Here is a 26,954-nt window from a genome sequence, read left to right on the forward strand (position 1 = left end):
GCGGCCTCGGTGGCGCCGTGTCCTTGGCGGTGGCAGGACGGGAAGCGGGCCGTTCAGTTGTGGACTGCTTTACTGTCACGCCCGCCCCTCTCAGCGGTCGAGACGGACGCCACCCCGCAGTGGAGGAGGCATCGTCCAGCGGCACCGCCACCGTCTTACGGTCATCAACGGAAGACTGACAGCGTTCAGCGCCGCACGGTCCGCACATCCTACGAATTCACCCTTGGTACGTATGTGTGGGTTGGAACGAGGCGGGGGTGAGCTCAAGTCAGAGAGTTCGCGCTCCTTGTCGATGCCGACCGGGCTCGCGCCACCCCTTCGGGCGTCAACTCCTGCCCGGTTCATGGGCGACCCATCCTGCCCCAGAGACCGCTGGTCCGAACTCGCCTGGGGCAGGGTGAGAGACGTAAGAAGATCACGCGCGGGCGTTGGGCACCCGGGTGCGGCGCGTGCGGGTGCTGTCCGTCGTCGCCGTCACCCTGCTGTGCGGCGGAGCCACCGCCGTGTGCGGGCCGATCGGCTTCATCGGCCTGATGACCCGGCACGCCGCCCGCGCCTTCTGCGGGTCCGACCCGTGTCAGCTCATGCCCTGCTGCGCGGTGTTCGCGCCGGTGCTGCTGCTCGTCTCGGACGTGATCGGGCGCGTCGTGATGCCGCCGTCCGAGATCGAGGTCGGCACGGTCACCGCGTTCCTCGGCGGACTGTTCCTCATCCATCTCGTACGGCAGCGGAAGGTGGCCCAGTTGTGAGCCTCGTGAAGGACGCCCCCGCGCGGGCCCGCGCGGAGGTGCGGCGCGGACTGCTGCGCACCGGCCGCTGGTCGCTGCGCTACGACAGCCGGGCCCTGCTGGTCTGCGTGCTGCTCGCCGTGTTCGCGGCGTGCGCCATGGTGCTGGCCGTCGGTACCGGAACCTACGAGCTGTCCCCGACCGAGGTGCTGAGCACGCTCGCCGGCGACGGCCCGCCGGGAGCCGGGTTCGTCGTGCTCGACCTGCGCCTTCCCAGGGCCCTGGTGGCCGCGCTGGTCGGCTTCGGACTGGGCATGGCGGGCGCGGTCTTCCAGTCCCTGACCCGCAACCCGCTGGGCAGCCCCGACGTCATCGGCTTCGGCAACGGAGCCTCGGCCAGCGCGCTCGTGGCGATCATCGTCCTCGACGGCCGTCGCCGTCTACCTGCTGGCCTGGAAGCGCGGGGCGCACGGCTACCGGTTGGTCCTCGTCGGCATCGGCGCCTCCTCGGTGCTGGGCGCGGCCACCAGCTTCCTGTACCTGCGCACCGACATCGGCAAGGCCGCGCAGGCCGCCGCCTGGACGATCGGCTCGCTCAACGCCCGGGGCTGGAACGACGTCCGTGTCGCCGCGCTGGGGCCGGCGGTGCTGGCGCCGGTCGTCCCGGCGTACGGACGACGACTGACCGTGCTGGAGATGGGCGACGACACCGCCGCGCTCGGGGTGCCGCCCGAGCGGAGCCGCCTGGTGCTGCTCGGTGCGGGCATGGACCTTACCGCCATGGCGGTGGCCGCGGCCGGACCCGTCCCGTTCGTCGCGATGGCCGCCCCGCAGCTGGCCCGCCGGGTGACGCGGGCGGCGGGCCCGAACGTCCTTCCCACCGGGTGACGGCAGTATTCCTGGTGACCGCCGCGGACCTGGTCACCCAGGGTCTGACCGGCTCCGCCCTGCTGCCGGTCGGCATGGTGACCGGCGTGGCCGGCGGGGCCTACCTGGCCTGGCTGCTGCGCGCCGAGCGCCGGGGCTTCCGGCTGTGACGGGGAGACCGGCCACCGAGCGAGTACTTACGGCCAGTTGTGCATGGTCAAGATGCCGGTGCCATTGGGGTAGCCGAGCAGGCCGGCGTTTGGGTATTCGATGATGTCGTCGGGTAGTTCGTGCACGGTGAACCAGGTGAGTGCCAGGCACTTGTCCGGTTCCTTGTTGAGGGGCTCCCCTTCCCATTCGATGGCTTCGAAGAAGAAGCCGATCCGTTCCGTTTCGTCGTCTTGGTGGTGGTGCACGATGTGAACGAGCCGGAGGTCGGTTGAACGCAGGTGAACGCCCCTGCACATGGCCAAAGGCCCCGCCGACACAGTTGGAAATCGTGTTGGCGGGGTGCAGGGCGTGTACTGCGCCAAGTCGGCGATACGTGATCAGCTTGGGGTGTGGAGACCATCATCGCCAGTGCCATAGCCGTTCTGGGGACCCTGCTCGGCTCGGGGCTCACCCTGGCGTTTCAGCAGCGCACCACCGACAAGGGGCATCAGTTCACCCGCCATGAGAGGCTCCGCCAGGAGCGACTCGACGCTTACTCCGCCTACGCCGGCGCACTCATCAACTACCGCCGCTGCCTGGTACATCTCTGGTTCTGCGAACACGAACAACCACCACACGAGGACCCCGGCGTGGTGAGAGTCCGCGCATACGATCTGCGTTCCCACGCCCAAGAAGCGCTCTTCCGGGTACAGATGCTCACCGATGACGACGCCTTGAGCGAGGCGGCAGAAGCTGCACTCGCGGACGTCACCGCCCTGCCCAAGACGGACAGCAGGACCGAACTGGACCAGCGCAGGGTAAAGACCCGCGACGACATCAGTCGACTGGTCAGAGCGTCCAAGCGCCATCTCTGATGCGCCTGCCGACGCGTCTGCACGTACGGTCGGTCCGTCAGAGCCGTGTGCCGGGCGGGCCGCACCACAAGCACACCGGATATGGCGGGGAACAGCGGGGAATCACGGTGAAAGCGGTCCAGCCCGAGGAGGCGGCACCCAGGGCGTCCCCCAGGTCATTGCCCGGACAGGCCGCAATATGATCGTAGCTTCCCAAGCCGAGGTCCTGGAAAAATCCGCCTACCGCCGTCCCCAAGGTGTTCTACCGTTCCACTCATGTCTCCGATCAGCCCCGAGAACCCACTGACCTCCGAAGACGCCCAGGCCTTGCTTGCCATGCTCTCCGCCCGTGTCGAGGTGAAGCGAGGCATGAGCGAGCGGGAACTTGATCACGTCGAGGAGCGCTGGGGGTTCCGTTTCGCGCCGGAGCACCGAACGCTACTGAGCGCCGGGCTGCCCACGGGGAGCCGTAGTTGGCCCGATTGGCGGGACGGCGACCCGGATGACCTGGCGGAGCGGTTGGCCTGGCCGGTGGACGGAGTGCTGTTCGACGTGGAGCACAACGCTTTCTGGCATCCGGACTGGGAGCCGCGGCCGACGGGCACTCAGGATGCCTTGGAAGTGGCACGCACGTACTTGGCCGGGGTCCCCGTGATGGCGCCGGTCTACTCGCACCGGTACCTGCTGGCCGATCCAGACCGCACCGGTACGCCTGTGCTGTCGATGCACCAGACGGACATCATTTATTACGGCACCGATCTGGTCGACTACTTTGACCACGAGTTCGGTCACCCTGTGCCGACACTTGAGGACCACCAGTACGCCACGATCCCCTTCTGGTCCTACTTCCTGGACTGAGCGGTCCCCTGGGCCGGGCTCAAAAGGCCGCGTGCCACAGTCGTGCCAGATGCAGGGGTCAGCCACGGTCAACGACGGGGGAGGAGCGGATGCATCCGCGCCCGCTAGCCTGGCCGATAAAGCCGCAGGTCACCGGCGCGACGCCCCGCCTCTCTCCTGACGTGGTGGTCTGTGAGGCGCTATGTCGTTCGGCTGGCAGGCTTGCTGCTTGCCGTGGGGCTTCGGACGGGGGCGTGATGAGCAGGCGCATGAAAGGGTGGCTGGTCGGCGGTTGGTTCGTGCTGGTTGTCGCCAGTTGGTCATTTACAGAGTCGGTCAACGATGGGATCGAGCCAACGTCGGGTCCCCGGCCGGAGCCGTCGTCCTTGAGTTCCGCCTCGGGATGCCCGACGCCGGCGCTGTCGGCCGACCCGGAGCGCAGCCTCACTGCCTACACCGGCACGGAGCCTGATTCCGGCGCCACAGCGATCATCTGCAAGACGTCAGGCCGGACCATGCCCCCATTGAGACGTGCAGACCCGTGCCCTCGCGACGGCGGTGAGTGTCTAACTGCGTGACAACGCCGACGTGTAACAGCGGACGAGCGTGGACACTTGCGGACTGTCAGCGCAGGTAAGGGGCACACCGACCCAAGGCAGAGTCCCACTTGAGTTGCTTCGGGACGAAGGAGTCTCGCCGCCTTGAGAAGCCGCTCCAAGCATGGCACCCTTGTCTGCTACCACCCTGCTACCATTCTCGGTATGGCCACCTCGAAAAAGCAGACCCAGGTCCGGCTGGAGCCCGACGTCCTCGACGCCGGCAAGCAAGCCGCCGCAGCCAGGGGCCTGGACTTCAACCGGTATGTCGAGCGCCTCATCATCGAGGACACCACCGGTGCCCGTGCCGCCGGTATGGCGGCCGCCCAGCGGCTCATCGCCGAGCACGGAGCCTTCCTCGACGACCTGGAGCAGCAGCTCGCTGATGCTCCGTACGAGCAGCTCAAGCCCGGCGCCGCCGCGTGATCCTGCATATCGACGAGTCCTGGATCCTCGAGGTGGCCGAACGGGCCGGCCACCGGGACCCCGGTGTGGACGACTACGGCGTACCGATCGCCGCTGTCGCCCGTCACCGCGGGGAGATGCTCGAGCATCCGGTGTACGACGGTGCCTACGCGCGCGCGGCTGCGTTGGTGCATACGCTCGGCCGCTGCCGTTGGCTGGAACGCTCGAACCTGACCGTCGCCTGCGCCGTTGCCGTCATGTATCTCGAGGCCAGCAACATTCCCGTCAATCCCACCCGTGAGCAGCTCACCGCACTCGCTCACGAGCTGAACAGCCCGACCTGTACCGTCGGCAGCATCGCGTCGTTCCTGCGCACCTGGAAACCCTGACAACCAGCGCAGGCCGGCACTCCGTGATCCCATGCCACCTTCGGAGATCATTTTTCCTGTTTCTGGCTATGCGGTAGCGAGTCGGAGGAGTTCCGGGACGCCCTGGGCGTTCTGAAGGATGTTGCAGAAGGCTGCGTTCGGGCAGGTCAGGGCCTGTGACCACAGTCTTCTGGTCATGATGTGAGTGCGAGGTTGTGCATGCGGGCGACGGCTTGGACGGCGTGGTGGAGGCCGTCGCCGTGCTGTCGGCAGTCGCGGGGGAACTTGTAGTTCTTCATGCGGGCGATCACATGCTCTACTCGGGCACGCACCTTGCGGTGGGTGGCGTTGTCCGCTTCTTCGCCGGCCGGCAGGGGCCGACGAGGGCGTTTGCGGTGTGGCACGACCATCCCGCAGTTGAGGTAGGTGCCGTCGCCCAGGACGGTCACGTCATGGCAGTGCTCGGCGAGGCCGGAAGCGCGCCAGGCGTGGGCGTCAGCGATGGTGCCCGGTGCCGGCCGGGCCGCTACGATCACGAGACGGGTGTCGGCGTCTACGATGACCTGCACGTTCGCGGAGAAGCGGTGGTTGCGGCCGGACGCGCCGACCTTGCGGTCGCGGACCGGGACCAGAGTGCCGTCCACGATCCACACCGGTCCACGGCGTCGGCCGGACGCGAGACGGGCTCCAGTCCCGCTCGCCCGAGGCCTGGGACTCCGGCGCCTACAACTGGAGCGCGGCCGAGTGCGAGGCCTACGCCAATGACCTCGGGGATGCGCGGGCGCTGATCGCGGTGTCGGCGGCGTCGAACCGGTCGAAGGCGGACCAGGACCCCGCCACCTGGCTGCCCCCGGCCGTCGGCTACCGCTGCCAGTACGTCACCGACTGGGTCGCCGACAAGATGCGCTGGGGTTTGACCATCGATGCCACCGAACGCCACGCCCTGGCCGACCGGGTCGGCCGGTGCTCCAACATGCCCATCACGGTGACCCTCGCCCGCTAGAACAGCCGACCCGGCCGGCGCGTTCAGTTCGGTGCCTGGCGCATGTCCAGGTAGCAGCGCAGCCGCACGCCGGGCTGGCCGACATCCCTGATGGCGCGTTCCACCGCGGTGGTCGCCCACAGAGAGGCGAGTGCTTCCTGGAAGGCGAAGGCGGTCTGGTCGTCGGCGGCTGCCACGTCCACGACGACCAGCCCGGGCTCCGACACGTGCACCTCGTTGATCGCATCCACGCCTTCCACGACGGACTCCTGCGGTCAGGGGCTCTGCCTGCGGCAGGAGCTCACCCGCTCGGCGCAGGCAGCGTGTGCCTCAGAGGGGCGTCAGGGGCGCAGGATGCGGGCGCGCGTAGAGGGACGCTGTGGAGTGTGCACCGTGTACCTCCCCGGTGTTCTGGTGAGATCGTGTGCGTACAGGTGTGCGCGTCATTGGGTCACGGGACTTTGAAGTGACCCCTCAGTTCCCGGTCCCGAACCCGGTTGCGAGCTGGGCATACGGGTGGCCGTTGCGAAGGCGGACGCGGGGGAGCAGGATGCCGGCCGGAGCTCAGACGTCGTCACCGGGCGCCGAGCTCCCGGCGGTGTTGGCGGAGCTTGACTGGCAGGGGGCGCAGGGCAGAGCTGGACACACCGACGCCGGACGGCGTAGACAAGCACACGAAGCCTCTGGTGGAGACGGATTTCTTGGCCGAGAATCCATCTGCCAGGGGTTTCGCCTGTCTGCCAGTCCAACTGTCGAGTCTGCCCGACAGGTCGGAAAACGCTCACTGTGTCCCAGGACCTGCCGTCGACGAAGCGGCCGCGGTCGCTGCGCAGGGGGCGGTATCGGGCGGCTGTCCCACATGTAGTGGCGGCAGTCCTGGCAGAGGTCGGTGCGGGTGTCGCGGCTGACGCCGGTGTACATGCAGACGGTGGGCCCGGGCCATTCAGGCGGTAGTGGGTGGGAGGTTCAGGTGCGGCCGTCCTCGTCCTGAAGGGTCCGGCCGTCCAGGTTCACCGCGTGGCGGTGCCCGCCTTCCCTCCGTACCCAAAACGCCTGCGAGGGCGGTGCGTACTCCTCCTGGGCGCTCCCACGGGTGACGGAGCTATTGATGCCCTTTCACCTTGCTTATGGAAATGTCCTGGCCATGGCCGACATGTCTCATGGTGCCCACGCCCAGCCGCCGACGCGCGGACAGCGGTGGTCCGAGTTCCGGCAGTCACCGTTGTGGCCGGCCATCGTGCTGGTGCTCATCCTGGCGGCTGCGGCCGGCCTCTTCGCCGGCTCGTACACCTATTCCATGGCCGATCCGACGCCGCACTCGATTCCCACGGCCGTGGTCGGCTCGTACGAAAAGGCCCGCGGGCAGACCTTTCTGAATGCCCTGGAAAAGGCGTTGAACGCGTCCGTGAAAGTGCACGTGTACGACAGTGCCGCCGAGGCTCGTCAGGCCATGGACGATCAAGAGGTCTTTGCGATCTTCGATATCCGCGACGACGGGAGGACCGCGGTGCTTGACCTGTCGGGTGCCTCCGGGGCCTCGGTCGCGGAGGTGCTGGCCGACACAGCACCGACCGTGGGGGAGGAAACCGGCGTCGAGGTCACCGTCCAGGACCTCAATCCGCTGCAGGAGGGCGACCCGCGCGGGCTGGCGATCTTTTACATCTCGCTGGCCGCCGTCATCATCGGCTTCGTCGGTGCGATCCAGCTCAGCGTGCACGCACGGTCTCTGACGCCCTTCGAGCGCATCCTGTTCACCCTCGCCTACGCACTGCTCGGCGGATTCGCCATCGCCGCGACTGTGGACTGGCTGCTCGGCGCGCTCGACCTGCCGTTCGTGGAGTCGTGGCTGATCCTGGCGCTCACCCTGTTTGCCAGCGGCATGGTTTTCACCATGTTCAACACCCTGTTCGGGCGTTGGGCGATGCTGCCGACGTGGGGGCTGATGATCCTGCTGGGCAACCCCTCGTCCGGCGGCGCGGTGTCCTGGCCGCTGCTGCCGTCCCCGCTGGGCGAGATCGGCAAGTGGCTGCCGCCCGGTGCCTCGGTCAACGCTCAGCACACGGCGGTGTACTTCCAGGGGCACCAGCACGCGTTCCCATTCCTGGTGCTGGGCGGATGGGCCCTGCTGTCGTGTGCGGTCTTCTGGATCTGGCGGCACCGGCATCCCGGTGGCCGCGAGCGTCGTCCGGCGCACGTCGAGTCGTAACGGCTTCGGTCACCCTGCCGTACATGCCTCCGCGGCCTGCGAACCTCATTCTGAAATGATCAGTTACACCCACCGGACAACCATGCTATACAAATGTTCGAACCTGCCGAGAATTGGGGGACCATGAAGAGGAAGTGGAAGCTCCGCTTAGCCTCGATCTTGCATGATGGTCCGCCGACGGAGTGGGTGGACCGTTTCGCTTTCGGTGGCTGGTCGCGGGCATTCCGACGGCCCGAGTGTCGCCTCGGGTGGGCACCGGGTTCCACTGCTCCGGGCTGGTTCCTCTTCTCGTAGGGACAGGCGGATCCGCTGGTCAGCCGGGGTTCGGTAGGAGCGCAAGTCGTTCGAGTGCGGCGGTGATCTCGCCGGTCCAGGGCCAGTGGCGGGCGAGGCGGAGGATGCGGCGCCGGCCGGTGGTGACGAGCTGGCCGGCCGTGGAGAACAGGCGGAACCGCAGCCGGCGGGGCTCGAAGAGGCGGGCTTGGCCGGTCAGGGCGAGCATGGGCATCCAGGCCAGCAGGTCGAGGGCGATCTGGACGATTTCCAGCCAGACCTTGTTCTGGGCGGTGTGGTGCAGGGGCAGGTTGCGCAGTCCGGTCGCGCGGGCGGCCCGGATGCGGTCCTCGGCCCGGGCCCGCAGGCGGTGGCGGAGCTCGAGTTCGGCGATCGGCCGGTCGGGGGTGTTGGTGGCGAAGCCGGTGATCCGCATGCCGTCCGCGTCGGTGATCCTCAACTGGGCACCGGGATGCGGTCGTTCTTTGCGGATGATGAGCCGCATGCCCTTCGGCCAGCCCGTGAGCAGGTCGCCGGTGAGTTCGGCGACCCAGGCGCCGTCGCGGACCTCGCCGTCCGTTTCGATGGCCGGGGTCCAAGCCGTTGGCGGGATCTTCAGGACGTGGCTGTGGATGGTCTCGGTGATGACCATGCCGACCGAGTAGGACAACCAGCGTCCTCGCTTGGCAAGCCAGGCGACGAAGTCGTGGGTGCCGCCGGCGGAGTCCGTGCGGATCAGCGTCTGCCGCCCGCGCCGGTACTTCTTCGGTAGCTGGGTCAGGGCGAGGCGGGCGATGGTGATGTGGTCGGCTGCCGTGTTGGAGCCTGCGTTCCCCGGTCTGAGCAGGGCGGCGACCGGCTCTCCGGTTCCGCCCGGGCCGTGGTCGACGAAGGCCGTCAGGGGGTGATGGCCGTAGGTCTTCTTCCAGGTCGCGGCCGCGTCTTGTTTGTCGGAGTGCGCGATCACCAGGACGCCGTCGAGGTCGACCGTGACGTGTCCGTCGGCGCCCGGGGCGTGTCTGCCGGCCAACGACCAGACACGATCACGGACTTCGGACCGTGCGAACCGGATGGCCTGCAGGGCTTTCTCGCCGGAGGCGGCGAGAGTGCCGATCAGGCGGGAGACGGTCGGGTCGGAGGCGACCGGGCCGAAGAGGGCCGGCTCGCACCGCAGCATCGCGACGTCCGCGAGGCAGTCCCCGCCCAACGCGACCGCCAGAGCGACGTCCAGCAGGACCTTGCCCGGGTCGTGGACGGCCCGCGGTTTGCGCCACGGCGCCAGAGCCCGCGACATCGCCTGATCCAGACCGGTCTTGCGGACCGTTTCGACCAGCAGGACCGATCCGGCCTGCGAGACCACGGCTCGGCCGTCATCCTGGACACGGACATGGGGGTAGGACCCGGTAGGCTGCTTCATCTGGAAAGTGCCTCCGACAGGAGCGGGAACAAGGACCTCAGCAATCCTCATTCTCGCTGGTCAGAGGCACTTTCTGCTGTCCCGATCACCTGCTGGGCAGCCCACTTCGTGAAAGCGCGAGGTTAGGTGTGGTCGGCGCGCTTGCCGGGTTATCGCTCATGGCGGCCTCTCCTGCCTTCGCAGCGGAGATATCCGGGTACAGCAGAGACGGCTGCCAGTACGCTCACGGCTCGTACAGCTACACGCTCCAGGGCGAGCTGGGCGGCTATCCCACCTACGCGGCGAACTACCGTCTCACCGCTTACGACGAGTGCGACGGCGACGGCCAGGGAAGTCGCCTCCAAGTGACCTACTACGAGTGGTACGCAGGCTGGCGATGGAAGCCCTGGACCACGATTGCCGCATCCGGCCAGACGGCCGGCGCGTACCTCGACAACGTCCATGAAGTTCAATTCCGGATCTGTGAATATACGACTGCACAAGGAATTCATGGATGTGAGCCCGTGAGCTGAGGGTGACCCGAGCAGCACCCACGACACCGGAGGCTCCCACTTCATCGGGGGCCTCCGCAGTTGAGGCCACCCACTGATCCGCGCTCGACGCGGAGGGAAAACCAGCACCACGACCGAGCCGGACCACGTCGCGCGCTTCATCACCGTGGGAAGCGCCATCGCCACAGTCCTGAGCCTGGCAGTCTCCTACGCAAACCTTACAGTGGCGTTGTCAACTTGGTTGGGCACGAGGTGTGGGGACAGGCCGAGCCCGGATTGGTGCGTGCGCCGGGCACGTTCTCAGGTCGTGGCCGGCAGGCCGGTGATCATTTTCCAGGCCGTAAAGCGGGTGGTCATCTGAGGGCAGTAGTCGGCAGCGGTCAGGAGGCGGCAGCGGGGCCGGAAATGCGGGAAGATCGCGCTGAAGACTGACAGGGAAAGCTGGGTCGCGCCGACGGAGCGGAATTCCCTCATGACACGTTCGCGTGAAAAGCCTGTCAGCTGGCAAGCTCCTGGTAGCGAGGCGGTAACGCATGTTCGAGGGCTGGGGTGTGCGGGCTGCGTACCCGGTACCCAACGGATCTGTCTGATTTGGAGTGGGAGATCATCAGGCCGCTGGTTCCGCAGGTCAAACCTGGTGGGCGACCGGCCAAGCACGCTCGGCGGGAGATCCTCAAAGCGTTGGCGTATTGGTTGCGTGCCGGCTGCGCCTGGAGACTCCTGCCGCATGACCTGCCGCCGTGGCAGACGGTCTATCACTACTGGTGGCGGTGGCGGTGGCGGTGGCGGTGGCGGTGGCGGTGGCGGTGGCGGTGGCGGTGGCGGTGGCGGAAAGAGGGTGTGTGGGAGCGGATGCTGGCGACCCTGCGTGAGCGCGAGCGGATGGAGTGCGGCCGTGATCCGACTCCCAGTGCTGCCATCGTGGACAGCCAGAGTGTCCGGGCCACGGAGCGTGGTGGGCTGCATGGCCACGACGGTGGCAAGAAGGTCAGCGGTATCAAACACCATCTCCTGGTCGACACCCGTGGCACCGTCCTGCTTACCTGCGTCAGCCCGGCCAACGTCGGCGACCGTGATGGCGCCGCAGTCCTCTTCTCCCAGGCCGCGGAGAACTTTCCACGCCTGCGGCATGTGTGGGCGGACCAGGGCTATCGCGGTACTGAGGCTGGTCCCTTGGAGTGGACACCTGGACGATGGATCTTGATGGTCCAGGAAGGGATGCCCAGTGCGATGCGACCGCTTGCCCGGACCGGCGAAGTAGCAGTCGAGCCGCCGTGCTGTCAGCTGCCAGGGCACCGTGTCGTAGAAGTCGCACAGCTCGATGGCCGGCTTCGTGAGCTTCCCCAGCGTCGTCGCCGCGAGCCCGGCCACGTCCCGTGCCCACGTGTACTCGGCCACGACGTCGTGGAAGAACGCGATCTCGTCCGCGCTGTCCGAGATCGCGGCGGCCCGCCGCTGCGGCGTGAGCCACGTCCGCCAGACCCTCCTCTGGCGGACGTGGCTCACTCGGCGTGACTCCCGGCTGTGGGACCAGCGACAGCCGACGACTTCTGGTTTCGTCCACGAACCGGCAAATTACGGGGGTCACTGAACGTTTCTCATCTTGAGCGCCAGGCGATCTCGAGGGCGTGAATGGCAGTGACCGTGCGTCCGATGCGGTTGGTGCTGCACCGGGCCTTGCGGAGGATCCGCCATTGCTTGAGGCGGGCGAAGGCGCGTTCGCCCGGTGCTCGCAGCCGGGCGTGGTCCCGGTTGTACTGTTGGTAGTGCTCGGGAAGTTCGTGGTGGCGGTAGTAGGGAGTGCGGACGGTGGCGCCGGCGCCCTGGTAGGCGCGGTCGGCCAGGACGAGGAGCCGACGGGACAGGCGGGCTTGGATCACACCGTGTGCGCGGGCTGCGGTCAGGTCGTGCGTGCGGCCGGGCAACGCTCGCGAGAACCACAGCGATGTCCTGTCCGGGGGCGGCCACGACCTGCACGTTCATCCCGTAGCGGCGGTGCTTCATCGAATAGTACGGCTCGTCCGCCGCGATGCGGTCAGTGGCGATCAGGGTGCCGTCGAGGATGACGAACCCCTCCGGCGGCGGCTCGCTCAGGGCCTTGTGCAGGGTCGGGGCTCGCTCGGCGAGGAGGTCGACCGTCTCGCTCACGTACCGGCCGGCGGTGGCGGTGGAGACGCCGAAGCCCGCGGCGACCTGGGCCAGAGCCTCGTTCTTGCGCAGGTGCACCAGGACGAGCAGGGCCTGCAGGGAACAGCCCAGCCTGTGCCAGCGGGAGTTCAGCTCGCACCTTCGGGCGTAGATGAGCCAGGAAACATGCTCAACGACCTCATGCGGGATATCGAGCATGGCTCGATACGGGACCAACAGGGCTCCTGCGTCGAGACGTTGGCGAGTGAGATCACCAGCCGAAACGACCAGGAGCCCTGCCGTGTCACGGCCCTCGACCACCAGCCGCCATCACCCGCAAACCACAGGATGAGAAGCGTTCAGTAACAGCGGAGATCCCACACCAACGAGCGACTGCCCGGTACAGACCGTGGACCTGCTGAGATGCGGCTACGTCAGCATGAGGACCTTCGGGGAATCTGTCGGACAACCACTTATCTCCAGGTGCTGCGCAGGCAGCTCCGGACCCAGCATCCGCGCGGCCAGGATGTCCGCCTTCAGGTCCTCGGAAGGATCTAAAAAATAAGCAGGTTGGGGCAATGCGCATAGAACTGTGCACGCGTGCGCGAGGAGAAACCACCCGGCCGGAGCCGACCGAGGGTCCCCGCGGCGGCTGTCGTCGCGCCGACAGGCCAGGCCGCCGCCGCGGGAGAGCGCCGGTGCGTACCCCCAGGGCGGGTGGCGCTCACCCGTCCCACTCGTGACTTGGGATCTCGTGCGTTTCGATATTCAAACAAGCATTCCAGATGGGGGTGGGTGCGCCGCACGGCGGGCCGAAGGAAGCGATGGGAGGCGTGCCATCGGCGGGTTTACCCACCTCAACGCCGCCTCCGGGGTTCTCCACCCACTTCGGCGCCGCCCACCTCGAGCAGCTCGTCCAGCGCGCCGCCGAACGCGGCATGACCGCGCTGGCCCTGACCGACCGCGACGCTGACACCGGCGCCGTCCGCTTCGCCTGTTGATCGGCTTCAACCTGCCGATTCGATCGGGAACTTCGCGATACCGGCCTCGTCCTCGGGGTTCCGCCGCAGGTCGTCGGCGAGGTTGAAGGGAAAAGAGACGGGCGCTGGTATGCCTGCCCTGCTCGGGATGTGCCGACGGCACGATCAGCGAGTTCCCCAGCGGCTCCGGGTACAGCGGGTCGGCGAGGTCATTCAGGTTGTCATCTGCCGGCGGTGTCGCTCTGGAGAAGTGCTGTTCCGAGCGGGGTGAGGGTGTGGAGGACCGCGATGCCAGTGCGGGTTGTCGTAATGAGGCCCGCGTTGCGCAGGACGGTGGTGTGCTGGCTTGCGGAAGGTAGGGAGATGCCGACGCGGTCGGCTGTTTCTGTTGTGGTGGCCGGGTGCCGCAGGGCGGCCAGGACGGCGGCGCGGGTGCGTCCCAGCAAGGGGCCAAGGGTGTCGGTGGCACTGGTGGGTTGCTCACCGGCGTGCAACGGATAGGTCAGTGTCCACGGCTCGCCGGCACGGCGCCCATACATGGGACCGTAGGCGAAGTAGGACGGCACGAGCATCAGACCGTGGCCGTCGAGGTGGAGGTCGGTCAGGCGGCACGTCGAGGGGATGTGCCAGGTCGGTGACTGCCAGCGCCAGCCCGGAACGAGCGTGGCCAACATGGCGTCGACGCCGCCGCGGAGCAGTGTCTCGGCACGCAGTGACCGGTCGGCCACGGCGGTGGCTTGCATCTGTGGCCATAGGGGGCGAGGGAGGAGCCGAAGTAGCGCAGGACGTCGTCGGCGAAGATCTGTCGGCCTTTGTCGGTGCCACCGGCGAGTTCCCGCAGCGGGGAGATTTCACGGGTGAGGCGGGGCAGGAGGGCGATTTCATCCGCCAGTTCCTGAGCCGGTGTCCGGATGGCGAGGTCGAGACCGGAGTGCAGGTCGGGTGTGAAGGGCTGGACGTAGAAGTCGAAGACGCCGCCCTCCGGGGGGTCCAGTTCCCGCAGGATCCCGGTTCGGGGGACCGCGCTCCCGGCCATCCACGTGTGCCACCGTCGCAGCCCGGGGCGCGAGCGGACCGTCCTGGGGGGACGGGTGCGTAAGTAGCGCACGCTCAGTGCGATTTCGAGCAGGGCGTTGGGAACCGCCGCGACGGTGATCTGACGCAGATCAGCCTCGGTGAAATGTATGCGCAACACGAGTTCGATGTTCCGTGTGCCCAACCCTTTTGGCCACAGACGAAAGGCATGGTGACCGGAATCTTCCAAAGGCAGGCTCTTTCTCACCGGCTCCGTCCGTCCGGGCAGGAAGAGCGCCAGCCACATCGGCCACACACTGTCGGACGGTCACGGGGCCTGTCACGGGGGAGCAGGGCGGCATCTGTCCCGGCGAGAAACCAGCGGATGCCGCCCCGCAGTACACCCCTGCAGGTGTCGGCTGAAGGAGGAAGACAGTGCGACTGTTCAAGGTACTCGGAGTGACCACGGCAGCGGCGGCTGCCGCCTTCGGGCTGGTTTCACGGGCATCAGCGACCGCCTGGCAGGCCGTCACGCTCGCCAGCGTGGACGGCGACTACAGGGTTTCAGCCGTGGCCAACGCGTTCTCGGACAGGATCCGGACAAGGCGCTGACCAGGCCGGACATCGTTGCCGCTGTCCGGGACGGCCAGGGCTGTTGAACTCGCCCGTTCCGCTCCTACAAGCTCTGCGAGGTGCAGCCGCCTCCAGGTCCACGAGCCGGCCCGGTGCGCTGGCCGAATCACCCGTAGCGCGTCAATCAACTGCCATAGCCCGTCGAGGTGATGCCTCCGCACGGGCCACACCTCGCAGGCCGAGGAGGAGACTGTGACCGACCTGAGCGAAGACTGGGAAGCGGACGGGCGGGAAGCGTCGGACCACTCGTACATCGCAACGTTCCTGCGGGTGCGGGACGAGGTCGTGCCCCTGCACGGCTGGCATCACCGGGCCGATCAGATGTGGTGTTACCTGACTCCTCCGGGTGCTGCCACCCCGCCGCAGGGCTGGAAGATCCACGTGTCGGCAACGCCCCGTTCGGCGGAGACCGTCCTGGGCGCCGTCTGCCGGGTCCTGCTGGAACGCCGGGTCCCCTTCAAGTTCGCCAGGGGACTGAAACAGCTGCGGGCGCTGCTGTCGATACGCATGGCCCGAGGCTCGGGCGGCAAGTTCATCACAGCGTATCCCGACGGCCCGCAGCAGTGTGCGGAACTGCTGGAGCTCCTGCACGAGGCGACGGAGGGCCTGGAGGGCCCGGCCATCCTCTCCGACCGCCGGTACCGTCCGGGCAGTCTGGTCCACTACCGCTACGGCGGCTTCAGCGGCAGCCAGCAGATCCTGGACATGGACGGCTCCTACACGTTCATGCTCGTCGGTCCCGATGGCAGGTGGATCCCGGACGAGCGCAACGCCTGGTACAGCCCTCCGGCGTGGGCTCCGTCGCCGCTGCCGGATCCGGAGCCCGTCCGCCCGGCCTCCGAGCGCGGCAGGTCGCAGGTGTTGCTGAACGACCGCTTCGTCGTTCATGAGGCGATCCGGCACTCTAACCGGGGCGGAGTTTACCGGGCTCGCGACCAGCGGACCGGCGCCAAGGTGGTCATCAAGGAGGCGCGCCCCTTCGTCGGGGCGGAGACGGACGGCACGGACGCGCGCGACTACCTGCGCAACGAGTACGAGACGCTGCGTGCCCTGGAGCCACTGGGCGTCGCGGTCCGTCCGATCGACCTCTTCGACTACCAGGGGCACACCTTCCTGGCCGAGGAGGAGGTGTCCGGCGTCACACTGCGCAGCTGGGTCGAGGAGATCGTCAGGGTGGAGCCCAGCCGCACTATGCCGTTCGCGCGGGTGCTGGACCTCGCCCGGCGTCTGGTCGACGTGGTAACCGCCGTTCACGACAAGGGCTTGGTGTTCCGGGATTTCACCCCGAACAACGTGATGGTCACCCCAGAGGACGAACTGGTCCTGATCGACACTGAGTTCGTCGCCGTGCCGGGCGAGCAGGTCACCCGGGTGCAGACCCTGTCCTACGCGCCGCCCGAGGAGACCTCGGGACCGGTGCGCTACCCAGCGCCGGAACCGGTCGCGGACCTCTACAGCGTCGGCGCGACCCTGTTCTACCTGTGCACGGGGATGCACGCTCTGATACCCCCCGACGGTCGCGTGGAGGAGCCGATAGCACAGGGTGACAGGTCCCGTGACCGCACCCCGCGCGACAAGACTCCCCAGCGCCCCTACGACGAGCGGGTGCGGTTCCTGGTGCGGGCGGTCGCCGCCGACCATCCCGTGCTCCGCGCCTTCGCCCCGGTCGTTCTCGGCCTGCTCCGGCGGGAGCCCGATGCGCGACTTCCGCTCGCGCGAGTGCGGGAGATGCTCGACGATCTGCGGCCGGACGGCTCCGGCGCGGCCCCGCTGCGCCTGCCGACGGCGGAGCAGGACCGGTTGCTCACCGACGGGTGGGCTCAGCTCGTGTCCGGTATGACGCCCGACAGCCCGGACGCCCTGTGGCCCGCGCCCCCGGTGGAGGGACGCGTCTTCGACACGCTGGCCGTGCAGGCCGGATCGGCGGGCACCTTGGAGGTGCTGCGACGCGGCGTGCTGGCCGACGGTGCCACCCGGCTCCGTGCGGCCCTGCGCACCGGGCTGATCTGGCTGGACGAACGGGCGGACCGTGCCCCGAGACAGCTTCCCGGGCTGTACTTCGGCCGGGCCGGGACCTACTGGGCCATGTACGAGGCGGCTGCCGAGCTGGGCGAGGAGGCCGTACGACAGCGCAGCGTCGAACGCGTCAAGCGCCTGCCGGTGGTCTGGAGCAACCCGGACATCACCCATGGCGTGGCCGGCTGCGGGCTGGCACAGCTCCACCTGTGGCGCCGTACGGGCGACCAGGAGTTGCGCGAGCGGGTGTTGCTGTGCGTGGACTCGGTGCTGGCCGCCCAGGCGCCCGACGGGCTGGTGTGGCCGGTACCCGCCTCCATGGGACGGGGTGAGGGCCTCACCCATTACGGCTTCGCGCACGGCGTGGCGGGCATCTGCTCCTTCCTGCTCAGCGTCTCGCGTGAGCTGGAGCGGCCGGACCTGCTCGCGTCCGCCGTGGCCGGCGGGGACTTCTTGTTGCGCCAGGCTCGGCAGCACGGGGACGGCATGCAGTGGTCGGCTGCCCAGGCCGGTGAGGTGGCTTCGGATCAGCCCTTCGACGGCGTGTGCTGGTGGTGCAGCGGCGCCCCCGGCATCGGCACCTTCCTGATCAGGCTGTGGCGGGCCACCGGGGACGGGCGCTACCTCGACGGCGCCCACCGGGCGGCGGTGAGCACCCGGAAGGAGAAGTGGTCGCTGGCCGCCAGCCACTGCCATGGTTTGGCCGGCAACGGCGAGTTCCTGCTGGACATGGCGGCGGCCACCGGCGAGTCCCGCTACCTGGAATGGGCCGAGGAGTACGTCACCGCGCTCTACCGGCTGTGCGCCCTGCATGAGGGACGCCTGGTCGTCCTGGACGAGTCGGGTGCGGGCATGACCTACAGCTACAACATCGGCATGGGCGGCGCCGTCGGCTTCCTCCACCGCCTCAGGTACGGCGGCGAACGCTGGTGGATGGTCGACGACTTCGTGCTGGCCCCGCGGGAGGAGCGGTGACCGCGACCATGACGGCACGGCCCGGCCTGTGGCCCCTTCTGACCACCCTGCGCTCACGGCTGTCGTTCCGGTTCTCCGGTACGGGGCACGCCGCCGCTTCATTGGTGGCCGACGGGCGCGGGTTCCTGCACGGCGAGTTCTGGGACCTCGGGGGCGCGGCGCCGGAGTGCCGAGTCGTACCGGGTCTGCGGTACGACTCCGACACCGACCCGGGCCGACTGCCGGACGACGCCGTCCCCTTCGACGACGGTGGCGTCCTCCTCATCGGTCGTGACGGGCTGTGGGTCGTCTCGCCCGAGGGGCGGCGGTGGTCGGCCGGACGGCTTCCTACGCGGCCCGTGGTGGTCGCGCCGGCGCCGGACGGGTCGCCCTCCGTGTTCTTCGTCGTACGGGAGGGCACGTCGGGGCAGTGCTCCGGCTGGCAGTGGACCCGGACCGGCTCGCATGCACCGGTCCGCCGGCTCGGTGAGCTGCCGCCGCTGTTGGCCCGGGGCGGAGGGTGGCTGGATCCTCACGGGGATTCGTACCTGGTCAACGTCCACGACGGCGGGCGAACCGTCCCTACCGTCTACGACCTGCGGAGCGGTGAATACACAGCGCTCCGTGCCGACCCCGCGGGCGACGACACGGGCTGGAGCGTCGCACCGCGCACAGGCGAGGTACTGCTGGTCAGCGCCGGAACGGACGGCGAAGGACACCGCCTGCGCCTGTACGAGCCCGGCGGGCCCACCCGCGAACTGTTGGCCCCGCGGTCGCTGTCCGGGGTGGTGACGCCGGTTGCCATGCACCCCGGCGGAGGGCTGGTCGCCCTGCATGTGGTCGACCAAACAAGCCGGAGCCTGGTGGCCCTGGACACGGCGACCGACGATGTCCGGCCGATGAGGGCCCCGGAGCCGTGTGTCCTGGGCGCGGGGGCCTGGTGCGATGGGCCTTCCGGCGCGGCGCGGTTCTGGAGCCTGTCGATCGGTTCCGGCCTGCCCGCCCGCATGGTCGCTCACGACCCCGACGGCTGGTTCGAGGTGCACGACGGCACACCGGCCGGGACGTACGCCTCGTGGGCGCCCAGCGAGGCGCGCCGCATGCCGGGCGCCGCAGGGGACATCGAGGCAATCGTGTGCGGCCATCAGGACTGGCGCTCCGCCCGGCAGGTGGTGGTGTGCCTGCACGGCGGCCCCGCGGACCGGTGGGCGCTGAAGTTCTCCCAGCTCTTCCAGGTCCTCGCCGACGAGGGCGTGACCGTAATCGCGCCCAACCCGCGCGGCAGCGTGGGGTACGGGGAGGCCTTCCACCGGCCCATCGCCGGTGCCTGGGCGGGCCCCGACCTGGACGACGTCCTCGCGCTGGCCCGCCACGTCCGCCGGGCGCGAGGCGCCCCGGTGGCACTGTACGGCGCGAGCTACGGCGGGTTCCTCGCACTGCTCGCCGCCGGTGTCGCGCCAGACCTGTGTTCACGGGTGGTCGCGGTCGCCCCCTTCCTCAGCGGCGACCGGCTCTATCCCGAGGCCTCGACACGGGTGCGCGCCATGATCGACCGGCTCGGGGGACGCACCCTGGTCGTCGATGACGCCGGGCCGCGCGACGTGCTCGCCCAGTTGCCCCGCATCACCGCGCCGCTCGTCGTCCTCCATGGCGAGCGCGACGCGACCGTTCCGGTGAGCCAGTCCCAGCGGCTGGTGAGGGAACTCAGACGTCTCGGCCGCCGACCCGGCACCGACTTCCACTACGTGGAGATTGCCGGAGCGGGGCACGCACCGCTGGACGGTTCGGCCGAGCTGCACCAAGCGGTCGCCCGGTTCCTCGCCCACGGCGAGTGGTCCGCACCCACCCCGCCTGCCGCCACCGACTGCGCTGAGCCGGCGCGGGGCGGCCGAACCGCGACGACAACCGGAGGGAGGTGAAGAACGCATGACACTCGACATCGACGCGCTCCAGGAGCTGGAGAGCACCGAGGAGCCCAGCCTGGGCATCTGCAGCCTGCCCGGCAGCTGCTGCAGTGGCCTCGGCGGACTCGTGACCATCCTGACCTGCTTCGGCTGCACCTTCGGCACCAACTGAAGACGGCAGCGAGAGCCCTCGCACACCCGTCACGACGTCGAGAGAGGAGGTGAACTGATGTCGATCTCCATCGAACTGCTCCAGGAACTGCCCTCCACGGAAGAAGCCGCCCTGGCCGCGGCGGACTGCTGCTGGTCCAGCATCTTCGACGGCTGCCAGTGGTGGTCCCTGACCGTCTCCAGCTGCCACAGCTGCACGAACACCGGCAGCTGACCACGGCGCGAGCCGCCGACGGACAACAGCCGACACGAACATCGAGGAAAGGAGGTGTGACGTGGAGAGCATCGCCCTGCTTCAGGAACTGCCGCCTACCGAGAACGAGATGACGGTACAGGGATGCTGCGGACTGGGGTCCATCCTCACGTGCCCGTGGCGAACCTTCGACTGGTGACGAGTTCCCAGGACTGTCCAACGGACTGAGGAACACCCGTCGGCCGTTCCGCCGCACCTCGACGTGCGGCGGAACGGCCGGAAGCCGACAACCGACCACGCCTTCCAGGAGCGTCACGTCGTGCGGAACGAACAACGACTGCTCGCCGGGCTGTTGCGCTCGGCCGCAGGCCAGCACACGGCCTATCTGGCCGCGGCCGTCTGCGCGGCTGGCTCAGCGATGCTGCTCCCCGCCACCCTCGGGACGGCCGTGGACGCGGCTCTCGCGGGCAGCACGGCGTCCCTCGTGCCCCTGTGCGGCGTCCTGCTCCTCGGAACGATGGCCGAAGCGGCCACCGAACTGCTGGAGGCCGGGGCAACCGGTCAGGGCACCGCCTGGCTGCGTCACAGCCTGCTCCACCGTATCCTCTCCTTCGACCTGCGGCGGCAGCACCGCTTCGCGCGGGGCGACCTGCTCAGCCGCCTACTGCAGAGCACCGCGGAGACCGCGCGGCTCATCCCGGCGACCGTGGCAGCGGTCGTCTCCGTGGTCACGTCGCTCGGTGGCATCGCCGCCCTGCTGCTCATCGATGTGTGGACCGGTCTCACCTTCCTTCTGGGCGTACCGTCGATCTGGCTGATCGCAGCCGGGCTGATGCGCCGTACGACGGCGCTGGCCGAGGACTACCAGCGGACACACGCCGAGCTTGCCGACCGCTACCTGGAGGCAGTCCAGGGCATCCGCACCATTCGAGCCTGTGGCACCACCGAACGCGAGGCGGCCCGCGTCTTGCGACCGCTCGTCCCGCTGCGCGCGAGCGGGGAACGGCTCTGGCGCATGCAGCGCGACGCCGGCTGGCACCTCTCGCTGCTCGCCCCGCTGCTCCACGTCTGCGTCATGGCCACCGCCGGGTACCAAGTGGCCGCCGGTCGGATCAGCTCGGGAGAGCTCCTCGCGATCAGCGGCTACCTCACGCTCGCCTTCGGTGTCTTCCGGCAGGTCGGCGTCCTGGCACAGTTCGGCCAGGTGCGCGGCTCGGCGCGCCGACTGCACGCGGTGTCGGCTGACGACCGCGACCCCGCCGCGGTCGTGCCGATCCCGCCCGGTGATGGCACCCTGCGGATGCGCGGTGTACGGGTGGTCATCGAAGGCCGCGCCGTCCTCGACGGCGTCGACCTGACCGTGCCAGCCGGACGAGAGGTGGCGATCGTGGGGGCCTCCGGCATGGGCAAGTCGACCCTGGCCGCGGTGGCCGGCGGGCTGCTGAGCCCCGACGCCGGCATGGTCGAACTCGACGGAACCGACCTCGCCGTGGCCGAGCCCGCACAGCTGCGCCAGGTGGTCGGCTACGCCTTCGAGCGCCCCGTCCTCCTCGGCCGCACCGTCCGGGAGGCTGTCGGATACGCCGACGAGGAGATCGACGATGCGGCGATCGGCGCGGCGCTGCGGGACAGCAGGGCGGACGGGTTCGTCGCGAGACTGCCACAGGGGCTGGACACCCCGCTCGGTAGTCTCCGCGTCTCCGGGGGCGAACTCCAGCGCTTGGGCCTGGCCCGCGCCTTCTGCCGGGAGACGCGCGTGTTGATCCTGGACGACGCCACCTCAAGCGTGGACGTGGCCACCGAACGGCAGATTACCCGCGCGCTGGCGACCCGTTCCGGCACCAAGCTGATCGTGGCGCACCGCACGTCCACCGCGGCGCGCGCCGACCTCGTGGTGTGGCTCGAGGACGGCCGCGTCGCCGGGTTCGGCCCCCACCGGGAACTGCTGCGAAAGCCTGGCTACGCCGAGGCCTTCGGCAGCGCGGCACCGTACGACGACACGGGCCATGACCCGGCGACCGCCACGACCGGACGGGAGGCGCGGACATGACGTCGCCGGACTCGACCACTCAGCACAGCCCAAAGCAGGAGCACAGCGGGGGGTATGGCGGCGACGCCCGCGGCCGGGGCTGGGCTCTCATCCGACCGGCCGTGGCTGCCGAACGAGCCGCCGTGACCGCGATGGTGGCCTGGTCCTTGCTGGAGGCCGTACCCGTCCTGCTGTCGGGCTGGCTCATGGCGTCGGCGTTGGACCGGGGGTTCCTCGCTGCCGACCCGGGCACCGGGCTCGCCTTCCTGGGCGCTTACGCCGCGGCGCTCTTCCTCGGCGCCGTCGGAGCCCGCCAGGTCATGACCCCGCTGGGCCGGGTCGTGGAGTCCGTCCGCGACCGGCTTGTACGACTCGTGGTCGTGGCCGGCCTGGGCAGGGCCGCCAAGACCGACGCAGCGGCCGACAGCGGAGACGTGGCCCGAACCACCCGGCAGACCGAGACCGTTCGGCAGATGACTGCCGCGCTCCTGATGACCGCGCGCACGGTGGTCTTCTCCGTGGCCGCCGTCGTGCTCGGGCTGCTGGCCCTGGCCCCCGAGGTCGCGCTGGTCACCGTGCTCGCACTAACCGCCGGGGGTGTGCTCCTCCTACGGCTCTCCCGCCTGCTGCGGGGCAGGTTGGCGGCCTCGTTGGCAGCCGAGGAGCGCCTTGCCGAGGAGGCCGGGCAGGTCCTGCGGGGACTGCGTGACGTGCACGCCTGCGGGGCAGCGCGTACGGCCGCAAGCCAGGTGGGGAAGGCGGTCGACGACCAGGCCGCGGCCGTGGTCGCGGCTGGCAGGCTCGGCGCCGGACGGCTCGGGGTGGTCGCCGTCGGCTCTCGGCTTCCTTTGCTCGCGACCCTGGTCATGGCCCCCTGGCTCGTCCGCTCCGGCACGGCCACCCCAGGGGAGGTCATCGGTACGGCGACCTACCTGGTCACCGGCCTCGAACCGGCTCTGCGGTCGGTGGTGCACACCATTGCGAACGTGGGCCTGCACCTGGGCGTGCTGCTCCTCCGCCTCGCCGACCACGTCACCGTGCCACCGGAACCGACGGGCACGACGGCTCAGGCCCCGTCCGCCGAGCTGACGCTCCACCGAGTGACCTTCGCCTACGGTCCTCACTCCGCACCCGTGGTCGACCGGCTGTCCCTGAGCGTCGAGGAGGGCAAGCACCTGGCCGTGATGGGGCCGAGCGGGGCTGGCAAGTCCACGCTCGCCGCACTGCTCGCTGGCCTGGAACGCCCTGACGGTGGGGAGGTGTGCCTCGGTGGCCTGTCCGTGACGGAGCTGGACCGGACGTGGCTGCGCCGTACGGTCGTTCTTGTGCCCCAGGAGTCGTACGTCTTCGCCGGAACGGTGCGGGAGAACCTCGCGTACTTGCGCGCGGACTCGGCGCCCGACGACCAGGAGCTGGAGCGCGTGATCACCCTGTTCGGCCTGGATACGCTGGTGGCCCGCCTAGGAGGCCCGGACGCCGCGATCGAGCGACCGGGCGCCCTCTCCGAGGGGGAGCGGCAGCTCCTGGTCCTGGCCCGGGTGTATCTGTCCACCGCCTCTGTCGTCATCCTCGACGAGGCCACCTGCCACCTCGATCCGCTCGCCGAGGCCCGTGCCGAGCAGGCGTTTGTCGCGCGACCCGGATCCCTGGTGGTCATCGCTCACCGGATCAGCTCGGTACTGCGCGCCCCGCGTGTCCTCGTCGTCGAGTCCGGAACCGTCGTCGACGGCACCCACCGGGAGCTGCGGGAGCGATCCCCGCTGTACGCGGAGCTGATAGGCCCCTGACTGCGATCTCTCGGTTCCGGGACAGTGGGGTGAGAGACAGTGGGGCCTGGGTGTGTTGATGCTGGCTGGTGGCGTTCACGGGTGCGGGCGACCAGTGGCCGGGGCCGTCCGTGCACGTCAATCGCCATTGGCGGCGGGGTGGGTGCTTGCTGACGGGCCGGTGTCGTCCTGGTCGGCTCGGACGGTGAGGGGGTCGCGCAGGTCGGCGCGGTGTCGTCCGACGATGCGTTCGACGGCCTCGGCGAGGTTGTGCAGCAGGTGCCAGGCGCCGGCAACCTGCCGGGCCTGTGGTGCACCGGCGTGGGCGCCGTCGCGGAAGGAGTCGGCTTGGTCGCGGCAGACGACCCTCACCTCGGGGTGTTCACGCAGCCAGGCGGCGAAGGTGAGCGCGGTGCGATCTGCAAGGACGTCGACGGGGCGATGGGTGCCCATATCGACGAGGATCGTTGCGTAGGCACGACCGCGGCGCACTGCGAACTCGTCGACGCCCAGACGCGGGACAGACTCCGGCGCCGGAATGGGCAGTGCGCGAAGGATGCGGAGCAGGGTGTCCTTGCCGGTGGGGACAGCCATGCGTCCGCACGGATTGGCTCCGGCACGTCCGCCCAGAAACAGTGCGATGTCCGTGAGTTGGGCGGTCAGGGCGTTCGTACGGTGCGCGTGTCGTCGCGTCGGGTCTGGTATCTGCTCGGCGAATGTCCGGTGTCTGCGACTGCTGTTGCTGCATACGAGACGGCGTGCCCGCAGGTCCAGGTGCACCCGACGGCCGACGACGGGACGGTCCGTCAGGTACCGCTGGTAGTAGCAGTGCACGCGCGAGGATCTCCATCCGCACTCCGGGCAGACGGCCGACACCACCGTGGACCGCACGGTAAGCCGGACCTCGGCGTCCCCAAGTACCCTTCCTTCGACCTCCACCCCAACCCTCGGCAGAAGAAGGCCGACGAGGCTAACCACATCCCCCACGCACAGGTGATGCCCACCTGCTCTTGGTCGTCACGCACCCCCAAATCAGCGACAGAACCCGGAACTTGTGCCGGACCCCAAACACACCCGTCCTAGACATGCGGCTGTCGGCGCTGACGACGGCGTCCGCTTTGACGGACTGCGAGTCGATCACACCGGCCGTCGGCTCCGCGTCCGCGGAAATTCCGCCGTTGTGGTTGGCCGATGCGCAGAGGGCTGTGCCGAGGGTTGGGTGCGGCTTCGCTTGACGGCCCGGGCTCTGGCCTTGCGATCGCGGATCGTGCTGGAGTGTCCGAGGCACTCGATCATGGAGCTGTCGCAGCGGCTGCGGGTCAGTCCGGGTCTGGGGTACGCGGCAGAAGGCCGCACGGGTGCGCGCTGTCGGGACATGTGGCGCCGCAACCGCGTCTGGCTCACGCGCGAGGGCCGATGGTGGCCATGGCGCGGTCGACGGCGTCGGCGAATGTGCTCTTCGCGTCCGAGGCAAGCCAGGAGTGCTGTGCGGCGAGGAGACAGCCGAAGGCTGCGGCTGTGAGGGCTCGGGGCGCCGGATCGGCGGTGTCGTAGGGCCTGCCGGCCGCCTCGGCGCGGTCCTGCAGCAGAACGACGACGGCATCCTGCATGTATTGCAGCTTCTGCAGGTAACCGGCAAGCAGTGTGGGGGTTTCGAAGACCAGCCGATGGATCGGCTCCACCAGGGCCTGCTTGTCGGGAGCCTCGGAGGCGGAGATGAGTACGTCGAGGACGTGGCGCAGTGACGTCCATACCTCTTCGCCAGGTGGGCGCTGGCGCAGCGCGGTGAGCATGTCCTCCATCACCAGGTCGAACTTACCCAGAACGATGTCTTCCTTCGTGGCGAAGTAGCGGAAGACGCTGCGCTGCGACATGCCGACGGCCCCGGCGATGTCGTCGATCGTGGTGGCCTCGAAGCCGCGTTCGACGAAGAGCCTTTGGGCCGAGGCGGCGATCTCGGCCGTCACCGCGCGGCGGGTGCGCTCCCGCAGACCTGGTTGTTTCTCACTCATGACACCTCAAGGATAGCGGGTGGCGTCTAACGTGTCAGTCACTGACGACTTTGACATATGCTGTCGTGTGCGAGTCGCCTCAGCGAAGGAAAGATCATGGAACAGTGCAAAACCATCGTCATTACGGGCGCCAGCGACGGCATCGGCGCTGCGGCGGCCCGACGGCTCGGGCGTCAGGGGCACCGGGTGGTGATTGTCGGACGGTCTCCTCGCAAGACTGGGGCCGTCGCCCGTCAGGTCGGTGCGGACGCCCACGTCGCCGATTTCACGCGCCTTGACGACGTGCGGAAGCTGGCGGCCGACCTGGATGCCTCGTATCCGCGCATCGAAGTGCTCGCGAACAACGCGGGAGGCGTGTTCGGCGACCCGACCCGGACCGTCGACGGGTTCGAGCAGACCTTCCAGATCAATCACCTGGCTCCGTTCCTGCTCACGCAACTGCTGATGGACAAGCTGGTCGCCTCGAAGGCCAGCGTCATCCAGACGACGACCCTCCACGGAGGCATGGTCCGCACCCTCGACGTCGACGACCTCAACCAGGAACGCAGCTTCAACGCGGTGCGTGCCTACAACGCCTCCAAGTTGGAGAACGTCCTGTTCGCCAAGGAGCTGCATCGGCGCTATCACTCGCAGGGTGTGTCCGCTGCCGCGTTCTATCCGGGCAACGTCGCAACCAACTTCGGTTCGGACACCACGAGCCGGTTGATGAAGTTCCTGGCCACCAACCGTGCGGCACGGACGGTACTGCTGACCACGCCGGACAAGGGCGCCGATCAGCTGGTATGGCTCGCCGAGGCCCGTCCCGGCACCGACTGGCAGTCAGGCGAGTACTACGCCAAGCGCAAGCCCGGGAAAGGGCTCAACCGTCTCGCTCTCGACACCGACCTGGCACGCCGACTGTGGGAGCGCTCCGAAGCGCTGCTGGCCTAGATGCAATGCCGGTGACTTTGGTGGGTTCTGGTCGTTGGATGGGTTGTGCCA

The 26,954-nt window shown here is 68.9% G+C and carries 23 protein-coding genes and 5 pseudogenes; 20 read left to right on the top strand and 8 right to left on the bottom strand.

Annotated features, from left to right (window positions below; genetic code table 11):
• The first annotated feature begins 449 nt into the window (after positions 1-449).
• Together AMK33_RS44375 and AMK33_RS45370 are read left to right on the top strand one after the other, a co-directional pair.
• The gene (locus AMK33_RS44375) at positions 450-749 is read left to right on the top strand and encodes an iron chelate uptake ABC transporter family permease subunit (RefSeq protein ID WP_235618310.1); all 300 of its coding nucleotides are present in this window, start codon (positions 450-452) and stop codon (positions 747-749) included.
• Between the two features lie 137 nt (positions 750-886).
• Positions 887-1,765, top strand: a pseudogene (locus AMK33_RS45370) (FecCD family ABC transporter permease).
• Between the two features lie 27 nt (positions 1,766-1,792).
• On the opposite strand, the gene AMK33_RS37550 reads toward AMK33_RS45370, so the two are convergent.
• Positions 1,793-2,011, bottom strand: a complete 219-nt coding sequence (locus tag AMK33_RS37550; RefSeq protein ID WP_327380498.1) for a hypothetical protein — start codon at positions 2,009-2,011, stop codon at positions 1,793-1,795.
• Between the two features lie 144 nt (positions 2,012-2,155).
• Here AMK33_RS37550 and AMK33_RS37555 point away from each other — a divergent pair, with 144 nt between their 5' ends.
• The 4 genes from AMK33_RS37555 (at position 2,156) to AMK33_RS37570 (ending at position 4,826) form a co-directional block, all read left to right on the top strand.
• The gene (locus AMK33_RS37555; RefSeq protein ID WP_073937646.1) at positions 2,156-2,620 is read left to right on the top strand and encodes a hypothetical protein; all 465 of its coding nucleotides are present in this window, start codon (positions 2,156-2,158) and stop codon (positions 2,618-2,620) included.
• Positions 2,621-2,875: 255 nt separating this feature from the next.
• The gene (locus AMK33_RS37560; protein ID WP_073937648.1) at positions 2,876-3,457 is read left to right on the top strand and encodes a hypothetical protein; all 582 of its coding nucleotides are present in this window, start codon (positions 2,876-2,878) and stop codon (positions 3,455-3,457) included.
• Positions 3,458-4,197: 740 nt separating this feature from the next.
• On the top strand, positions 4,198-4,458 hold the full coding sequence (locus tag AMK33_RS37565; RefSeq protein ID WP_073937650.1) for a hypothetical protein: 261 nt from the start codon (positions 4,198-4,200) through the stop codon (positions 4,456-4,458).
• The gene (locus AMK33_RS37570; RefSeq protein WP_073937652.1) at positions 4,455-4,826 is read left to right on the top strand and encodes a fic family toxin-antitoxin system, toxin component; all 372 of its coding nucleotides are present in this window, start codon (positions 4,455-4,457) and stop codon (positions 4,824-4,826) included. Before AMK33_RS37565 ends, AMK33_RS37570 begins: the two co-directional genes overlap by 4 nt.
• 173 nt (positions 4,827-4,999) lie before the next feature.
• On the opposite strand, the pseudogene AMK33_RS37575 reads toward AMK33_RS37570, so the two are convergent.
• A pseudogene (locus AMK33_RS37575) lies at positions 5,000-5,496 on the bottom strand (transposase family protein); the annotation flags it as partial.
• A gap of 27 nt (positions 5,497-5,523) precedes the next feature.
• On the opposite strand from AMK33_RS37575, the pseudogene AMK33_RS37580 reads away from it, so the two are divergent.
• A pseudogene (locus AMK33_RS37580) lies at positions 5,524-5,808 on the top strand (HNH endonuclease); the annotation flags it as partial.
• Positions 5,809-5,831: 23 nt separating this feature from the next.
• On the opposite strand, the gene AMK33_RS37585 reads toward AMK33_RS37580, so the two are convergent.
• Positions 5,832-6,047: a DUF6207 family protein gene (locus AMK33_RS37585; protein ID WP_073937654.1), complete on the bottom strand. Its 216-nt coding sequence runs from the start codon at positions 6,045-6,047 to the stop codon at positions 5,832-5,834.
• Between the two features lie 884 nt (positions 6,048-6,931).
• Here AMK33_RS37585 and AMK33_RS37590 point away from each other — a divergent pair.
• The gene (locus AMK33_RS37590) at positions 6,932-7,993 is read left to right on the top strand and encodes an ABC transporter permease (RefSeq protein WP_201263150.1); all 1,062 of its coding nucleotides are present in this window, start codon (positions 6,932-6,934) and stop codon (positions 7,991-7,993) included.
• 313 nt (positions 7,994-8,306) lie between these two features.
• On the opposite strand, the gene AMK33_RS37595 is transcribed toward AMK33_RS37590, so the two are convergent.
• Positions 8,307-9,683 carry an IS1380 family transposase gene (locus AMK33_RS37595; protein WP_073937656.1) on the bottom strand — a complete coding sequence of 459 codons (1,377 nt, stop codon included), beginning with the start codon at positions 9,681-9,683 and terminating at the stop codon, positions 8,307-8,309.
• A gap of 128 nt (positions 9,684-9,811) precedes the next feature.
• On the opposite strand from AMK33_RS37595, the gene AMK33_RS37600 reads away from it, so the two are divergent.
• The 3 genes and pseudogenes from AMK33_RS37600 to AMK33_RS44385 all read left to right on the top strand — a co-directional run bounded on the left by AMK33_RS37600 (position 9,812) and on the right by AMK33_RS44385 (position 11,765).
• A complete protein-coding gene (locus AMK33_RS37600; RefSeq protein WP_073937658.1) occupies positions 9,812-10,195 on the top strand; it encodes a hypothetical protein in 384 nt (127 codons plus the stop codon).
• 528 nt (positions 10,196-10,723) lie between these two features.
• Positions 10,724-11,326 (top strand): annotated as a pseudogene (locus AMK33_RS45375) (transposase); the annotation flags it as partial.
• Between the two features lie 181 nt (positions 11,327-11,507).
• A complete protein-coding gene (locus AMK33_RS44385; RefSeq protein ID WP_167748616.1) occupies positions 11,508-11,765 on the top strand; it encodes a hypothetical protein in 258 nt (85 codons plus the stop codon).
• A gap of 7 nt (positions 11,766-11,772) precedes the next feature.
• On the opposite strand, the pseudogene AMK33_RS37610 reads toward AMK33_RS44385, so the two are convergent.
• Positions 11,773-12,520: pseudogene (locus tag AMK33_RS37610) on the bottom strand (transposase family protein).
• A 605-nt stretch (positions 12,521-13,125) separates the two neighbouring features.
• On the opposite strand from AMK33_RS37610, the gene AMK33_RS42630 reads away from it, so the two are divergent.
• Positions 13,126-13,302, top strand: a complete 177-nt coding sequence (locus tag AMK33_RS42630) for a PHP domain-containing protein (RefSeq protein WP_158075168.1) — start codon at positions 13,126-13,128, stop codon at positions 13,300-13,302.
• A 200-nt stretch (positions 13,303-13,502) separates the two neighbouring features.
• Here AMK33_RS42630 and AMK33_RS44390 read toward each other — a convergent pair whose 3' ends face one another.
• Complete coding sequence (locus AMK33_RS44390; RefSeq protein WP_235618311.1) at positions 13,503-14,024, bottom strand: ArsR/SmtB family transcription factor; 522 nt, start codon at positions 14,022-14,024, stop codon at positions 13,503-13,505.
• A gap of 706 nt (positions 14,025-14,730) precedes the next feature.
• On the opposite strand from AMK33_RS44390, the gene AMK33_RS42635 reads away from it, so the two are divergent.
• The 7 genes from AMK33_RS42635 (at position 14,731) to AMK33_RS37635 (ending at position 23,982) form a co-directional block, all read left to right on the top strand.
• A complete protein-coding gene (locus tag AMK33_RS42635) occupies positions 14,731-14,907 on the top strand; it encodes a hypothetical protein (protein ID WP_158075169.1) in 177 nt (58 codons plus the stop codon).
• 213 nt (positions 14,908-15,120) lie between these two features.
• Positions 15,121-17,919 (top strand): class IV lanthionine synthetase LanL, encoded by a 2,799-nt coding sequence (lanL, locus tag AMK33_RS37620; RefSeq protein WP_073937690.1) that lies wholly within the window; start codon positions 15,121-15,123, stop codon positions 17,917-17,919.
• Entirely contained in the window at positions 17,916-19,817 is a 1,902-nt protein-coding gene (locus AMK33_RS37625; protein WP_073937693.1) for an alpha/beta hydrolase family protein, read from the top strand. The genes lanL and AMK33_RS37625 overlap by 4 nt, the downstream gene beginning before the upstream one ends.
• Before the next feature lie 7 nt (positions 19,818-19,824).
• Entirely contained in the window at positions 19,825-19,974 is a 150-nt protein-coding gene (locus tag AMK33_RS42640) for an ALQxL family class IV lanthipeptide (RefSeq protein WP_158075170.1), read from the top strand.
• Positions 19,975-20,031: 57 nt separating this feature from the next.
• Positions 20,032-20,187, top strand: coding sequence for a hypothetical protein (locus AMK33_RS42645; protein WP_158075171.1), 156 nt, complete (start codon positions 20,032-20,034; stop codon positions 20,185-20,187).
• Between the two features lie 298 nt (positions 20,188-20,485).
• Positions 20,486-22,216: an ABC transporter ATP-binding protein gene (locus tag AMK33_RS37630; protein WP_143203904.1), complete on the top strand. Its 1,731-nt coding sequence runs from the start codon at positions 20,486-20,488 to the stop codon at positions 22,214-22,216.
• A 101-nt stretch (positions 22,217-22,317) separates the two neighbouring features.
• Complete coding sequence (locus tag AMK33_RS37635; protein ID WP_158075172.1) at positions 22,318-23,982, top strand: ATP-binding cassette domain-containing protein; 1,665 nt, start codon at positions 22,318-22,320, stop codon at positions 23,980-23,982.
• A 117-nt stretch (positions 23,983-24,099) separates the two neighbouring features.
• On the opposite strand, the gene AMK33_RS41960 is transcribed toward AMK33_RS37635, so the two are convergent.
• Together AMK33_RS41960 and AMK33_RS37645 are read right to left on the bottom strand one after the other, a co-directional pair.
• Positions 24,100-24,948: an ISL3 family transposase gene (locus AMK33_RS41960; RefSeq protein ID WP_327380504.1), complete on the bottom strand. Its 849-nt coding sequence runs from the start codon at positions 24,946-24,948 to the stop codon at positions 24,100-24,102.
• Between the two features lie 413 nt (positions 24,949-25,361).
• Positions 25,362-25,973, bottom strand: coding sequence for a TetR family transcriptional regulator (locus AMK33_RS37645; RefSeq protein WP_073937701.1), 612 nt, complete (start codon positions 25,971-25,973; stop codon positions 25,362-25,364).
• A 96-nt stretch (positions 25,974-26,069) separates the two neighbouring features.
• On the opposite strand from AMK33_RS37645, the gene AMK33_RS37650 reads away from it, so the two are divergent.
• Positions 26,070-26,903: an SDR family NAD(P)-dependent oxidoreductase gene (locus tag AMK33_RS37650; RefSeq protein WP_073937704.1), complete on the top strand. Its 834-nt coding sequence runs from the start codon at positions 26,070-26,072 to the stop codon at positions 26,901-26,903.
• Positions 26,904-26,954 lie beyond the last annotated feature (51 nt).

Origin of the sequence: Streptomyces sp. CB02400 (genome assembly GCF_001905725.1) — a bacterium.
Lineage (GTDB): Bacteria > Actinomycetota > Actinomycetes > Streptomycetales > Streptomycetaceae > Streptomyces > Streptomyces atrovirens.